This window comes from Paracoccus sp. PAMC 22219 (assembly GCF_000787695.1).
GTDB lineage: Bacteria > Pseudomonadota > Alphaproteobacteria > Rhodobacterales > Rhodobacteraceae > Paracoccus.
In genome coordinates, this window is record NZ_BBPH01000088.1 from 1 (window position 1) to 14476 (window position 14476).

Consider the following 14476-nt stretch of genomic DNA (forward strand, 5'->3'; position numbering starts at 1 on the left):
AGGACACCATGATAGGTGATCATGACGTTCCACAGGTGCCCGTTGGGCGTGCATTCCGCAGCGGCGTTCGCGAAGAATCGCGCGCCTTCCATGCACATGTACTGGACGCCCGGCTCGTGCAGTTCCATCCGCATGTAGACGGTGAAGCTGACCGAGATCAGGCCGGCCAGACCGGCAGTGAAAAGGTAAAGAATACCAATGTCTTTGTGATTGGTAGACATGAACCAGCGGGTAAAGAACCCGCGTGTGTCATGATGGTCGTCGTGGCCGTGTGCGGCTGCGTCTGCCATACCCGAACTCCCTCAAGATGTCGTCGATCCGGCCTGTCGACCGTCATTATCACGCATTCTTTAGACCACCTGCGGGCACCGGGCAATGCGTCACAGTGGCCCGAGAGGCAAACGCCCCGGCAGGGTCCCGAAAACCCGGCCGGGGCGCGGAGGCGGCAAAAGGCCGCGTCAGCCGATCATTCGGCAGGCGCGTCCGGAGACACGGTGGTCAGATAGGCCGCCAGATCCGCCTGATTGCGGTTCAGCTTGAAGGTCATCTTGCTGCGAACCGAATCATCGCCCGACTTTTCCTTCACCCAGGCCGTCGGGTCGGTCACATAGGCGACCAGCTCCTCCTCGGTCCAGACCATGTCCGGATTTGCGGCCTTGGCGGCCAGCAGCCCGTCGCCATAGTTGAAGCCCTCGGTATGGGCGATCGGCGATCCGACGATGTTCCACAGGTTGGGGCCGGTCGCCCCGCCCTTGACGATGTCGGTGCCGCTGGCGTCCTGGATCATGTGGCAGGCGCGGCATTTGCGGAATTCGCCCTCGCCCGCTGCGGCATCGCCCACGTCCTGCGCGACGGCGGGGATGGCTAGGGTCGCGCCCAGCAGGGCGCCGACAATGGCTGATCTCATGCGTAGTTCCTCGCTAGGCCCTGGAAGGGCCGTGGTCTCCCGAAGGGCACCGTAGAACCAACCCGCAACGGAAATCCAGCCACCGAAAGGTCGCATTGAAAGAATTGATCGGCGCGCTAGCCGAATGTGCGGTCAAAACCCTGGCGCAGCGCCACGTCCAGATCGGACATGCCCACCGGCAGCCCCAGATCGACCAGCGACGTCACGCCGTGCCCGCTGATCCCGCAGGGCACGATTCCGCCGTAATGCGACAGGTCCGGGTCCACGTTGATGGCGATGCCGTGAAAGCTGACCCACCGTCGCAGCTTGACGCCGATGGCCGCGATCTTGTCCTCGCGCATCTGGCCGTCGGACAGGGGGGGCTTGTCGGGGCGGGGCACCCAGACCCCCACGCGGCCCTCACGGATCTGGCCCGACACGCCGAAGCTGGCCAAGGCGTCGATCACCCACCCCTCCAGCTGCGCCACAAAGGCGCGCACGTCGCGGCCGCGTCGGTTCAGGTCCAGCATGACATAGGCGACGCGCTGGCCCGGCCCGTGATAGGTGTACTGCCCGCCGCGCCCGGTCTGGTGCACCGGAAAGCGTGCGTCCAGCAGGTCCTGGGGCCGGGCGCTGGTGCCGGCGGTGTACAGGGGCGGGTGTTCGACCAGCCACACGGCTTCGGGCGCCTGGCCCGCATGGATCTGCGCCACGCGGTCCTCCATCAGGACCACGGCGTCGGCATGTGCGGTCAGGCCGCTGCTGATGATCCATTCAACCATCCCTGCGATGTGGCCTGTCCGCCCGTCCTCGTCAACATCCGTCGGCGCCCGCAGAAAGCGCTTTTCTTTGCAATCGGCCTCGGCTATCAGGCGCGCACTGCCCGGATGCGGCCGTGGCGGAATTGGTAGACGCGCAGCGTTGAGGTCGCTGTTCCTTAACCGGAGTGGAAGTTCGAGTCTTCTCGGCCGCACCAACCCCCCCCTTTCATCGATGCCTTGACCCCGATGCGCTTCGGGTCATTCTGTCCCCGCACAATCGGGGATGGCCATGGCCAGTTATGCCGCCACAGCGCGCGACCACAGATTTCGTTTTGACAGCCTGGCTGCGGTGATGGCCGCCGCATCTCCCGAACGGTCGGGCGATCAGCTGGCCGGGATCGCGGCGGGCAGCGCGCTGGAACGGGTCGCGGCGCGGCGGGTACTGATGGACCTGCCACTGACCACCTTCCTGACCGATGCTCTGGTTCCCTATGAGGAGGACGAGGTCACCCGCCTGATCATCGATGGCCACGATCGCGCGGCCTTTGCGCCGGTCGCGTCGATGACCGTCGGCGATCTGCGCGACTGGCTGCTGTCGCCGGCGACGGACGGCGCCGCGTTGGCCGCCGTCGCCCCCGGCCTGACGCCCGAAATGGTGGCCGCGGTCAGCAAGCTGATGCGCAACCAGGACCTGATCCGCGTGGCACGCAAGGTGCGGGTGGTGACGGCGTTCAGGAACTCCATCGGCGGGGCGGGGGTGCTGGCATCGCGGTTGCAGCCCAACCATCCGGCGGACGATCCGCGCGGCATCGCGGTCGCGGTGCTGGACGGGTTGCTGCAGGGGGCGGGGGACGCGGTGATCGGGATCAACCCGGCATCGGACAATCTGGCCAACTGCCACGCCCTGCTGGTGGCGCTGGACGAGATGCGGCAGGCGCTGGACATCCCCACCCAGACCTGCGTGCTGACCCATGTGACCAACGCGCTGACCTTGCTGGGGCGGGGCGCGCCGGTGGACCTGATCTTTCAGTCCGTCGCGGGCAGCCAAGCCGCGAACGAAGGCTTCGGCATCACTCTGTCCATGCTGGCCGAGGCGCATCAAGCGGGGCTGGCCGCAGGCCGCGGCACGGTCGGCCAGAACGTGATGTATTTCGAGACGGGGCAGGGGTCGGCCCTGTCGGCCGACGCCCATCACGGCGTCGATCAGCAGACGATGGAGGCCCGCGCCCAAGGCGTCGCCCGCGCCTATGCGCCGCTGTTGGTGAACACCGTCGTGGGCTTCATCGGGCCGGAATACCTGTTCGACGGCAAGCAGATCATCCGCGCGGGGCTGGAGGATCATTTCTGCGGCAAGCTGCTGGGCCTGCCGATGGGGGTCGACGTCTGCTATACCAACCATGTCGAGGCCGACCAGGATGACATGGACACGTTGTCGACGCTGCTGGCGCAGGCGGGGGTCAATTTCGTGATCGCGGTGCCCGGCGCCGATGACGTGATGCTGGGCTATCAAAGCCTGGCGTTCGAGGACATCGCCTATCTGCGCGAAACCACCGGCCTGACCCCCGCCCCCGAATTCGCGGCATGGCTGGATGCGTTCGGTCTGTCGGGCGGGGCGTTGCCGGATACCGGCGCGATGGTCCGCCGCCTGGGGCTGTCGGCATGAGCGTCCCGGACCTGCGCCGCCTGTCCGCGCTGACGCCCGCGCGGGTGCGGCTGCAGGCGGGGGCGGGGCCGACCGACCTGTCGGACCTGCTGCGGTTTCAGCAGGATCACGCGGCGGCGCGCGACGCGATCCACGGGCAGGTGGTTTGGGACGCGTTGGCGCGTGATCTGGACCCGCTGCCGGTGCTGCGGGTGGACAGCATGGCGACCGACCGCGCCACCTATCTGCGCCGTCCCGACCTGGGGCGGCAGCTTGCGGGCCACGACTTGCCGCGGCTGAACGCGTCGCTGCAGCTGGTGATCGGCGACGGGCTGTCGGCCCCGGCGGTCATGGCGCAGGCGGCGGGCGTGGTGCGCGCGCTGATCGCATGCCTGCCGGAACTGGCAGGGCGCCCGGTCGTGCTGGCGCAGGGCGCGCGGGTCGCGTTGGGCGATGCGATCGGTGCGGCGACGGGCGCGGGGATGGTGCTGATGCTGATCGGCGAACGTCCCGGCCTGTCGGTGGCCGACAGCCTTGGCGCCTATATGACCCATGCGCCCCGGATCGGGCTGCGAGACAATGCGCGCAACTGCGTGTCGAACATTCACCTGAACGGGGGGCTGTCCCATCAGGCCGCCGCGGAACGGCTGGCCTGGCTGGTGATGCAGGGGCGTCGGATCGGCGCGACGGGCATCGCGCTGAAGGACGAAAGCGGCGGCAGCGATCTGCTGCCGCCGCTTGGTTAGTCGGCGATCCGCGCCACGGCGGCACCGGCGCCGGTCGCGATCTGCAGGGCGGCCCATTCCTTGGCCGCGTCGTTGCGGGCCGATGCGGCCTGCAGCCGTGCCGCCGCGCGCTGGCGGTCAGCGTCCAGCAGGTCGACCAGCGGCAGGGCGCCCGCCTCGAAATTGGTGCGGGCCAGCGCATAGGCGCGGTCATAGCTGGCGGCCGCGCGGTCCAGCGCATCGACGCGCTGGCGCAGGCGGCGCAGGTTCGACTGGCTGGTCTGCACATCCTCGACCGAGGCCGCGACCTGGCTGCGCCATGCCAGATCTGCCTGGCGCGCCTCGGACACGCGGCGGGTGCGGGTTGCGCCCAGGATGCCCTGGTTCGCGACCGGCAGGCTGATGCGCGGGCCAAAGCCCCAGCCCGTGGCCCCGCCCGTGTCGCTGACCGTGCCGGTCAGCGACAGCGAGGGCAGCATATCCGCCGTCGCAACCCCCACCGCCGCCAGCGCCTGCACCAGGTCCTGCTGGGCCGCGCGCACGTCGGGTCGGTTGCGCAGCAGTTCGGCCGGTACCCCGGTGCCGGGGCCGGGCGGGATGCGCAGCGCGCCCGATCCGCCCTGCATCTGCGACATCAGCGGGCCGGCCTGCTGGTTCAGCAGCGTCGACAGGCGATAGACTTGGGCGTTGAACTGCGCCTCGAAGGCGGGCAGATCGGCCTGCGCCGTCTGCAGCAGCGCTTCGGTCTGGGCGATGTCGAAATCGGTCGCAAGGCCCAGGGCCTGGCTGTCGCGGGTGACGGCCAGGGTGGCCTGCCGCGCCTCGATCGTGTCGCGGGTCAGGGCCAGCGCCTGCTGGTTATAGCGCGCGTCGGAATAGGCGCTGATGACCTCGGCCAGCCATGCCAGGCGGGTGACCTGGGCCTGCGCCTCGGCCGCCGCGACGCCGGCGGCGGCCCCTTCGCGGGCACGGCGCGCGCCCCCGAACAGGTCGAACACGAAGCCCGCCGACAGGTTGGCGCTGCTGGTATAGCCGGTGGGCTGGCCGTCGCCGCCCGACCGCACGCGGCTGGCCGATGCGGGCTCGCCGCTGATCTGCGCCGCCAGAGGCTGGGTCGCCTGCAGATCGGCCGCCGCCGCGCGGATGCGTTCGTTGGCGGTGATGATGTCCAGGCTGGTGTCCAGCCCGTCCGCGATCAGCCGCGACAGGGTCCGGTCCTGATAGCCCGACCAGAAGGCCGTGGTGCCGACCTGGCCCACCGGGCCGCCGGCGCCTTCGGCGAATGCGCCCTGGACGCGGGTGTCGGGCAGGGCGGTGGGGTCGGGCCCCACCGCAGCACAGGCCGAGATCATCAGAAGTGCGGTCAGCGACAGCGTCGCGCGGGTCATACGGGGAAACGTCACGAGGTCTTTTCCTTCTTGCGCGACAGCAGCGACCGGATCTTGAGCACGGCCACATAGAAGACCGGCACCAGGAAGATCCCGATGACGGCAGAGGAGGCCATGCCGCCCAGAACCCCGATGCCGATCGAGTTCTGCGCACCCGCACCCGCACCCGACGCGATGGCCAGCGGCAGCACGCCCAGCATGAACGCGAACGTGGTCATCAGGATCGGGCGCAGACGCTGACGCGATGCGATCAGCGCGGCCTCGACGACCGATTTGCCCTCCTTGACCTGCGCCTCGGCGAATTCGACGATCAGGATGGCGTTTCGGGCCGCAAGCCCGATGGTCGTCAGCAGACCCACCTTGAAGTACACGTCGTTCGACTGTCCGAAGAACAGCGCGGCCGCCAATGCGCCCAGGATGCCCACCGGAACGGTCAGCATGACCGCCAGCGGCACAGACCAGCTTTCGTACAGCGCGGCCAGCGACAGGAACACGACCAGCGCGGACAGCGCGAACAGCAGCGGTGCCTGGTTGCCAGACAGCCGTTCCTGGAACGACAGGCCGGTCCAGGCGGTGCCGTAACCCCCGTCCATCTCCGCGACCATCTGTTCCATCACGTCCATCGCCTCTCCGGAGGACAGGCCGGGAACGGCCGCCCCGCTGAGTTCCAGCGCCCGCGTGCCGCCGAAACGGGCCAGCGATTGCGGTTCCTGCTGCCAGCTTTGATCGGCGAATGCGCCGAAGGACACCATCTCTCCCTGGCTGTTGCGGGCGTACCAGCGTTCGATGTCCTGGGGCTGGCTGCGGCTTTCGGCCTCGCCCTGAACCACGACGGGTCGCAGGTCGTTGCCAAGCGCAAAGTCGTTCACGTCGCGCCCGGCAAAGATCACCGACAGCATGGCGTTCACGTCGCCGATCTCCAGGCCAAAGGCCGCGGCCTTCTGTTGGTCGATGTCCAGGCGCAGGGCGGTCTGGGTGTTGGCGGTCTCGTTGCCGCGCAGGTTGGTGACCTGCCCGCCCGCCTGCGCATCCGCGACAAGCTGGTTGGCGGCGGCGGCCAGCGCGTCCTGGCCCTGGCCCGACTGGTCGACCATGTACATGGTGAAACCGGACGACGTGCCCAGGCCTTGGATCGCGGGCGGCTGCAGGGCAAAGATCTGCCCCTGGCGGTTGGTCCCGAAGAAATACCCGTTCGCCCGGCCCACCAGCGACGCGATGTCAAAGCCCTTGCGGTCGTCGTAATCGCGCAGCTTGATGAAGACCAGCGCGTTGCTTTGCCCGGTTCCGGCGAAGCTGAAGCCAAGCGCCGCAAAGACCGATTCCACCGTGTCGGTTTCCTGGGTCAGCAGGTATTCTTCGACCTTTTCGACCAGCGCCTCGGTCTGCTGGGTGGTCGATCCGTCGGGGCCCTGAATGATGGCCAGGGCGACGCCCTGATCCTCATCGGGCAGGAACGATCCGGGCAGGCGGTCGAACAGCGTCATGACGCCAAAGCCGATCGCGACCAGCACCAGCAGCATCCGCAGCGGGCGTTTCACCAGCCGGGTGACCGCGGCGACGTAGCCGGTGTTGACCCGGTCCAGGTTGCGGTTGAACCAGCGGGCCGGTGCGATACCGCCCTCGCCATGCTTGCGCGCCTTGAGGAGGCTTGCGCACATGGCGGGGGTCAGGATCACGGCCACGCCCAGGGACAGGATCATCGCCGTGATGATGGTGATCGAGAACTGGCGATAGATCACCCCGGTGGCGCCCGTCTGGAACGCCATCGGCAGGAACACCGCCGACAGGACCAGCACGATGCCGACCAGCGCGGAGGTGATCTCGTCCATGCTTTTCTCGGTGGCCTCGACGGGGCCAAGCCCCTCTTCCTCCATCACGCGTTCGACGTTCTCCACGACCACGATGGCGTCATCGACCAGCAGGCCGATGGCCAGCACCAGCGCGAACATCGTCAGCGTGTTGATGGAGAAGCCGGCGACCGCCAGCACCGCGAATGTGCCCAACAGCACGACGGGAATGGCGATCACCGGAATGATCGTCGCCCGCCAGCTTTGCAGGAAGACCAGGATCACCAGGAACACCAGCAGCACGGCCTCGGCCAGGGTCTTGTAGACCTGGTTGATCGACTTCTCGACAAAGGGCGAGGTGTCATAGGGATAGGTGATCTCGACCCCCGCGGGCAGGACGTCCGCCAGGCTGTCGATGGTCTCGCGGACGGCGGCGGCGGTGGACACCGCGTTGGCGCCGGTCGCCAGGTTGACCGCGACCGCAGCCGCCGGGTTGCCGTTGTAGCGAGAGCTGCCGCCATAGCTTTCCTGTCCGATCTCTATCCGGGCGACGTCGCCCAGGAACACCGTCGATCCGTCCGGGTCCACGCGCAGCAGGATGCTTTCGAATTCCTCAACGGTGGACAGCTGCGACTGCGCGGTCACCGACACGGTCAACCGCTGGCCCTCGGCTGCGGGTTGCGCGCCCAGGTCGCCCACGGTGACGTTGGTGTTCTGCGCGGCCACGGCGGCGGTCACGTCGGCAGGGGTGACGCTGTACTGGACCATCTTCATCGGGTCCATCCAGACCCGCATCGCATAGCCCGACCCGAAGGTGTTGATCGAACCCACGCCCGGCGTGCGCTTGACCGGATCCTCGATGAACTGAGAGATCAGGTCGCCCAGCTGAACCGTGCTGTAGGCGCCTTCCTCGGCCGTCAGCGCCGCCACCAGCAGGATCGAGCTGGACGAGCGTTCGACCTGCACGCCCTGCTGCTGCACCACGTCGGGCAGCTGCGAGGTGACCAGCTGCAGCTTGTTCTGCACCTGGACCTGCGCGATTTCCGGATCGACCGTGTCGTCAAAGGTCAGCGCGACAGATGCCGACCCCGGCGTCGAGTTCGACGTCATGTAGGTCAGGCCGTCGATGCCGGTCATCGCGTCCTCGATCACCGTGGTGACCGAGGATTCGACGATCTCGGCCGAGGCGCCGTTATAGACTGCCCGGACCTGGACGGTCGTGGGTGCGATCTGGGGATATTGCTCGATGGCCAGGGTGTTCAGGCCAAGGGCGCCGACCAGCATGGTGATCAGGGCGATCACCCATGCAAAGACGGGCCGGTGAATGAAGAAACGTGCCATGCGCGCTTACTCCGTCGCGGCGGCGGGGGCAGCGTCTGCCTCCGCGGGGGCTGCGTCGGCGGGTGCGGCTTCGCCTTGGGCGGGTGCGGCTTCGCCGTCCGCGGGGGCCGGCGCGCCATCCGCGGGTGCGGTCGGGGCGGGGTCGCGCACGACGCCGGTCTCGTCGATGGTCACGGGGACGGTGACGACCTCCATGCCCTCGGCCAGGCCCGTCAGGCCGTCGACGACCAGCGTCTCTCCGTCCTCCAGGCCGTCGGTGATGATCCACTGCTGCTCATAGCTGCCATCCTCGGTCAGCTGGCGCTGGCTGACCTTGCCGTCCTCGACGACCCAGGCCGTCAGGGTGCCGATCTTGTCGCGCGTGGCCGAAGATTGGGACACCAGGATGGCCGAGGTCACGCCCAGATCGACCTGCCCGCGCAGGAACATGCCCGGCAGCAGCAGGTTGTCGGGGTTGTCAAAGCGGAACCGCGTGTCGATGGACCCGGTCGAGGTCGACACGGTCACGCCGGGCGCGACCACCTGGCCCACCGCCTGGTATTCGCGGCCATTCTCCAGCGTCAGGGTTGCAGCCAGTTCGTCGTTCAGGCGCAGGTTGCCGTCGTTGATGTCATCCAGCACGCTAAGAAAGCGGGACGAGGGTTCGTACATGTCGACCTCGATCGGGTCCAGCTGGGTGACCGACGCCATGGCCTCGGCCTGTCCCTCGGTGACCAGATCGCCGACCGACGCCGCCGACACGCTGGCGATGCCAGAGATCGGGCTGTTGACCGTGGTCCAGTCCAGCTGGGCCTGGGCCAGGGTCAGGTCGGCCTCGGCGGACTGGACCGCGGCGGTCGCCTGATCCAGCGTGGCCTGCGCCTGTTCGACCTGGGCTTGGGTGGTGCCCGATCCCAGCAGCTGGCGGGTCCGGTCGAACGAGGACTGGGCCTGCGTCACCTGGGCCCGCGCGGACGCGACCTGGGCCTGGGCGCTGGCGAGGTTCGCCTGATAGGTGGTGTCCTCGATGCGGTACATGGGCGTGCCGGCCTCGATCTGCACGCCGGGCTGGTACAGGATCTCGGTCACGATGCCGCTGACGCGGGGGCGGATGGCGGTTTCCGACACCGCCACCGCGCGACCGGGCAGGGTGACGATTCGCGGCACGTCCTGGATGGCGACCTGCATGACGCCGACCTGCTTGGGTGGCATGCCTTCGGGCGCCTGCGCCCAGGCCGCGGAGGTGGACAGAATCGCGGCGACCATGGCGGCGCCGGTCGCAAGGGTGTGTTTCGGCATCATCTTTGTCCTGGATAAGCACCCGACGGGGCGTCACTGTTGCGCGCTGATTGCATGTTTTTGCGGACTATGCAATGTTTGCTTCAACTGCATGAGGAGACTGCCCCGAAAATGACCAGCAACCTGCGCGACCGCCGCCGCGAGCAGACCGCCCGAGAGATCCAGCTGGCCGCCCTGCGGCTGAGCATCCGGTCGGGCTATGCGGCTGTCACCACCGATTCCATCGCCGCCGAGGCCGGGATCAGTCCGCGCACCTTCTTCAACTACTATCCCAACAAGCAGGCCGCGGTCCTGGGCACGCCGCCGCAGCTGGAAAGCTGCAGCGCAGAGTGGATCGTCACGTCCACCGGGCCGCTGATCGACGATCTGGCGCTGCTGTTGGGCCGCATGCTGGAGCTGAAGGACCTGGACCGGCAGGTCGTCTGCATGATCGAGAAGGTCTGGGACACCACCCCTGAACTGATGGCCGTGTTCCGCAATTCGATGGACAACATCGCCCTGACCATCGGCGGCCTGCTGCACGCCCGGCTTGGCCCCGACCGCCAGGCCGAGGCGATGCTGATCGCCGAACTGGCCACCCACGCCCTGTCCCACGCCGTCCGCACCTGGGCCAGCGACGAGACGATGACCCAGTCCGACATCCCCGACATGCTGCGCCAGCAGATGCGGCAGGTGGGCGCGCTGCTGTCCTAGAAGGTCAGGCGCGTGTGGCGGCTGTCCGGTTCGACCTCCACCTCCAGAGTGCCGCCGATCTGAGAGGTCGCCCCCTCCAGCAGGATCGAGCCGAAGCCCGCATCGGGCTCTGCCTGCACCTGCGGCGTGTCATAGCGTTCGGTCCAGTCCAGCACCGCCCCGTCGCCGTCACGCCGCCAGGCGATCTGCAACGCGCCATCGACCGGACCCAAGACGCCGTACTTGAACGCATTGGTGGCCAGTTCGTGCAGGATCAGCGACATCGGCACCACCGACCGGGCCGGGATGGTCAGGTCGTCCCCGGTGCTGTCGATCCGTGCGCCGTCATAGGGGGCCAGCGTGGTGGCGATCAGGTCGGCCAGCCGCACCTGCGATTTCGGCCCCTGCGCCGTCGTCAGGCTGTGAGAGCTGGCCAGCGCGTTGATGCGGGCGCACACCTCCTCGACCACGGTCCGGGCGTCGTCGGTGTCGCGCGCCGCCATCCGCAGCATGGCCGAGATCTGGGTGAACAGGTTCTTGACCCGGTGGTCCATCTCGGAAATCACCGCCTCGCGCAGGGTGGCGGCCGATTGCGCGGCGGTCACGTCCAGCATCACCCCCAGCACGCGGCAGTCGCCGTCATCGATCCCGAACCGCGCGGCCGCCGTCTCCAGCCGGACGGCGGACCTTGCGTCCGACGACGGTGACACCACGCGCCGGAACGGGGTGCCCGCGGCGCAGGCCTGCAGGTCGGCCAGCAGCCCGTCGCGGTCGGCGGGCGCGATCAGGGCTGCAAAGGCCGACAGCGGCAGCTTTGCGGTCTGGCCCAGTCCCAGCAGGTCCGAACTGTCGTCGATGGTCAGCATCCGCGATGGCGCGTCGTAGTGCCACACCGCGATCCGGGCCATCGACCGCACGGCGTTCAGGCGTTCCTCCTGCCGCTCGACCTCGACGCGCAGATCGCGCAGCGCGGTCACGTCCTCAAAGACCAGCATGGCGCCGTCCAGATGTCCCTCGGGGCCGCGATAGGGTTTCGCATCGACGCGCCAGACGCGGGTGCCGCCTGCCTCCAGCAGTTCGGTCCCCTGCGCCTCTCCCTGTCGGGCGACCTCGGCCGCCATAGACAGCAGGACGTCGCTGGCAAAGACGTTGGACACGTCGGCCAGCGGGCGGCCATGATCGGACCGGCGCAGCGGAAAGATCTGCAGAGCGGCGGCGGTGAAATTGCGCACCCGCACGTCGCGGTCGACCACCAGCAGCGGGATCTTGGTCGCCGAAAAGAAGTTCTGCAGGTCGCTGTTGGCAGCCGTCAGGTCGTCGATCTTGGATTTCAGCTCGTCGTTGACGGTGCTCAGCTCCTCGTTCGTGGACTGCAGCTCCTCGTTCATCGACATCATCTCTTCGTTCGAGCTTTTCAGCTCCTCGTTCGCGGTCTCCAGCTCCTGCACGGCGCCGTGCAGCTCGATCCGCGTCAGGCGCAGCTGCTCCTCCAGCAGGTCCGACCGCGATTCGGTCACGCTCAGCTCGTCCGTCTGGTCCAGCGTGTCGGGCAGTGCCTGCGCGCCCGCCTCGTGGAACACCAGCAGCACGCTGCGGTCGGGCAGGGGCTCGGCGAACAGGGTCACCGGCTGCGCGCCCAGATCGGACCGCGCCAGCAGGTTGCGCACGATGGCCGCGCGTCCCGTCCCCGCGACCTGGTCTAGTGCGGCGGTCACGGCCTCCTTGAGGCCGGGATGCACGATCTGCGGCGCAAGGATCGGCCTGCGCGCGGTCGGATCGACGGCCAGGAACCGGCCCAGCCTGCCCGCGGTCCACAGGACCTCGCCCGCGGGCGACACCTGCAGCGACGCGGGCGCGAACCGGTCCAGAACCCGGCGCTGTGCGGCGATCGCGGCGTCGCGGCCCGTGACCTCGTCGCCCTTGCGGCTGCGGGGGGTTGGGGCAGAACGGTCGCTTTCGGCCCGCAGGAAAGGCATGTCCAGCGGCAGGCGCGCGGGCGTGGTGTCGCGCTGGAACAGCCGGGCAGGCCGGTCCAGTTCGGTGAAGTGCATGGATTCGCGGCGCACTCCTTCGGAGGGGCCCAGGAACAGATAGCCGCCGGGGCGCAGCGCGTAATGGAATAGCGGCAGGACCCGCCCCTGCAGGTCTTCGTCCAGATAGATCAACAGGTTGCGGCAGGAAATCAGATCGACTCGAGCAAAGGGCGGATCGCGCAGCACCGAATGCAGCGAGAACCGCACCCGGTCCCGCAGCTGCGGCGTGATCTGCATCAGCGCGTCGCGATGCGTGGTATAGGCGGCGCGCATGTCCTCGGGGATGTCGGCCAAGGCGCTGATCGGATAGGTGCCGGCGCGAGCGATCTCGATCATCTTCTTGTCGATGTCGCTGGCAAAGACCGTGAATCGGGGCCGCAGGCCGGCGGCGCGCATCTCGGTGTCGATCAGCATCGCTACGGAATAGGCCTCCTCTCCGGAGGAACAGCCGGCGACCCACACGCGCAGCTCCTCTCCGTCGGCGGCGGCGACCATCGGGCGGATCGCCTGTTCGCGCAGGGTCTGGAACATCTCGGGGTCGCGGAAAAAGCGCGTGACGTTGATCAGGAACTCGTTCAGCAGCGCCTCGCATTCGTCGGGTTGGCGCTGTAGGTGGCGCAGATAGTCGCGCGTGCTGGCGATGTTCAGGACCTGCAGGCGGCGGCGGATGCGCCGCACCAGCGTCGTCATCTTGTAGCCGGAAAAGTCATGTCCGCACCGCTCCAGCAGGTGCTGGCAGATCAGCCGCGCATCCGCCAGCATCGCGTCGTCGGCCTGCTGCATCTCGCTGGAATCAAAGAACTGCAGGATCGCGGGCACGATCCGTTCGGGCGGCAGCACGTAATCGACCAGCCCGGTCGATTCCGCGGACAGGGGCATCCCGTCATAGCGCGCGGTGCGTGGTTCCTGGATGACGCAGATGCCGCCATGTTCCTTGACCGCGCGCAGCCCAAGCGTACCGTCCGCCCCGGTACCCGACAGGATCACGCAGGCGGCGGCGGGGCCGCGGTCATGGGCAAGGCTCTCGAAGAAATCGTCGATCGGGCGGCGCAGACCGCGCGGCTGTTCGAAATCGGTCAGGCGCAGGCGTCCGTCGCTGATCAGCATCCGCGCGCCGGGGGGGATGGTATATACATGTCCCGGCTGCAGCACGGTGCCGTCGGCGGCCTGCTGCACGCTGAGTGCGGTGCGCCGATCCAGCAGTTCGGCCAGCACGCTGTCATGCGTCGGGTCCAAGTGCTGGATCACCACATAGGCGGCCGGATCCTCGCGCCGGACGTCGCGAAGCAGGTCGTGCAGCGCTTCGAGCCCCCCGGCAGAGGCGCCGATGCCCACGACGGCGAAGGGCGGTCGCGCCGTGGCGCGGGCGGGCGAGGCGTCATTCATCGCGCAACGTGATCCTTGCAAGCGTGCTGATGGAACGGGCGATCAGCCCCGTGGAATCCGACATGATCAGTCCGAACTGTCCGGCCGCGCGGCGCAAGTCCGCCATGTTGCGGCTAAGTGCCACATCATCCTGCGCGATCGTGCCTGCGGCGTCCGACGCGGTGACGTCGAACTGCGATCCGATCACGAACCGCAGCCCCCCGTCGCCGCCGCGCAGCTTGGACATGAACACCAGGTTCGTGAAGGCGCGCCCGTCGCGGGTCCGGTTCAGCACCGGGAACCGCCCGTCGTCGCGCCCGTCATCCGCCAGGAACAGCGACATCGCCCGGATCTGGTCGCGCGGCGTGTCGGGGGATTGCAGGAAGCGGCAATTGCGGCCCATGCTGTCCAGCGTGTCGAACCCCGTCAGCCGGCAAAAGGCGTCGTTGACAAGGCACAGCGGCATGTCCGGCAGTGCCGCCGCCAGGGAAATGGCGATCCGCGACCGCGCGATCTGGGCGCGCAGGGCTTCGGGCAGCGTGGGATCGGGCATCGTCATCCTGTTGCGGCGGGCCATGTCCCCGACGTTCGGAAAGAC

General features: G+C 68.2%; 10 protein-coding genes, 1 tRNA gene and 1 pseudogene. 4 read left to right on the plus strand and 8 right to left on the minus strand.

Annotation, left to right across the window (positions count from 1 at the left end):
• The 3 genes and pseudogenes from TY51_RS10625 to lipB form a co-directional block, all read right to left on the minus strand.
• Positions 1 to 290 (minus strand): annotated as a pseudogene (locus tag TY51_RS10625) (cytochrome c oxidase subunit I); the annotation flags it as partial.
• 176 nt (positions 291 to 466) lie between these two features.
• Positions 467 to 907 (minus strand): cytochrome c family protein, encoded by a 441-nt coding sequence (locus tag TY51_RS10630; RefSeq protein ID WP_042249397.1) that lies wholly within the window; start codon positions 905 to 907, stop codon positions 467 to 469.
• A 116-nt stretch (positions 908 to 1023) separates the two neighbouring features.
• On the minus strand, positions 1024 to 1668 hold the full coding sequence (gene lipB / locus TY51_RS10635; protein WP_042249400.1) for a lipoyl(octanoyl) transferase LipB: 645 nt from the start codon (positions 1666 to 1668) through the stop codon (positions 1024 to 1026).
• 107 nt (positions 1669 to 1775) lie between these two features.
• On the opposite strand from lipB, the gene TY51_RS10640 reads away from it, so the two are divergent.
• From TY51_RS10640 to eutC, 3 genes are all read left to right on the plus strand, one after another.
• Positions 1776 to 1862, plus strand: a tRNA-Leu gene (locus TY51_RS10640).
• Positions 1863 to 1936: 74 nt separating this feature from the next.
• A complete protein-coding gene (locus TY51_RS10645; protein WP_042249440.1) occupies positions 1937 to 3310 on the plus strand; it encodes an ethanolamine ammonia-lyase subunit EutB in 1374 nt (457 codons plus the stop codon).
• The gene (gene eutC / locus TY51_RS10650; RefSeq protein ID WP_042249403.1) at positions 3307 to 4035 is read left to right on the plus strand and encodes an ethanolamine ammonia-lyase subunit EutC; all 729 of its coding nucleotides are present in this window, start codon (positions 3307 to 3309) and stop codon (positions 4033 to 4035) included. The genes TY51_RS10645 and eutC overlap by 4 nt, the downstream gene beginning before the upstream one ends.
• Here eutC and TY51_RS10655 read toward each other — a convergent pair.
• From TY51_RS10655 to TY51_RS10665, 3 genes are read right to left on the minus strand one after another with little or no spacing between them, the layout of a single operon-like run.
• Positions 4032 to 5417 carry an efflux transporter outer membrane subunit gene (locus TY51_RS10655; protein ID WP_042249405.1) on the minus strand — a complete coding sequence of 462 codons (1386 nt, stop codon included), beginning with the start codon at positions 5415 to 5417 and terminating at the stop codon, positions 4032 to 4034. The genes eutC and TY51_RS10655 overlap by 4 nt on opposite strands.
• Complete coding sequence (locus tag TY51_RS10660) at positions 5414 to 8530, minus strand: efflux RND transporter permease subunit (RefSeq protein ID WP_042249408.1); 3117 nt, start codon at positions 8528 to 8530, stop codon at positions 5414 to 5416. Before TY51_RS10660 ends, TY51_RS10655 begins: the two co-directional genes overlap by 4 nt.
• A 6-nt stretch (positions 8531 to 8536) precedes the next feature.
• Positions 8537 to 9811: an efflux RND transporter periplasmic adaptor subunit gene (locus tag TY51_RS10665; protein ID WP_231559009.1), complete on the minus strand. Its 1275-nt coding sequence runs from the start codon at positions 9809 to 9811 to the stop codon at positions 8537 to 8539.
• Positions 9812 to 9919: 108 nt separating this feature from the next.
• Here TY51_RS10665 and TY51_RS20265 point away from each other — a divergent pair, with 108 nt between their 5' ends.
• A complete protein-coding gene (locus TY51_RS20265; protein WP_052650030.1) occupies positions 9920 to 10501 on the plus strand; it encodes a TetR/AcrR family transcriptional regulator in 582 nt (193 codons plus the stop codon).
• Here the strand turns inward: TY51_RS20265 and TY51_RS10675 are convergent.
• Together TY51_RS10675 and TY51_RS10680 are read right to left on the minus strand one after the other, a co-directional pair.
• On the minus strand, positions 10498 to 13899 hold the full coding sequence (locus tag TY51_RS10675) for a chemotaxis protein CheB (protein ID WP_042249411.1): 3402 nt from the start codon (positions 13897 to 13899) through the stop codon (positions 10498 to 10500). The genes TY51_RS20265 and TY51_RS10675 overlap by 4 nt on opposite strands.
• Entirely contained in the window at positions 13892 to 14431 is a 540-nt protein-coding gene (locus tag TY51_RS10680) for a PAS domain-containing protein (protein WP_197054724.1), read from the minus strand. Before TY51_RS10680 ends, TY51_RS10675 begins: the two co-directional genes overlap by 8 nt.
• Positions 14432 to 14476 lie beyond the last annotated feature (45 nt).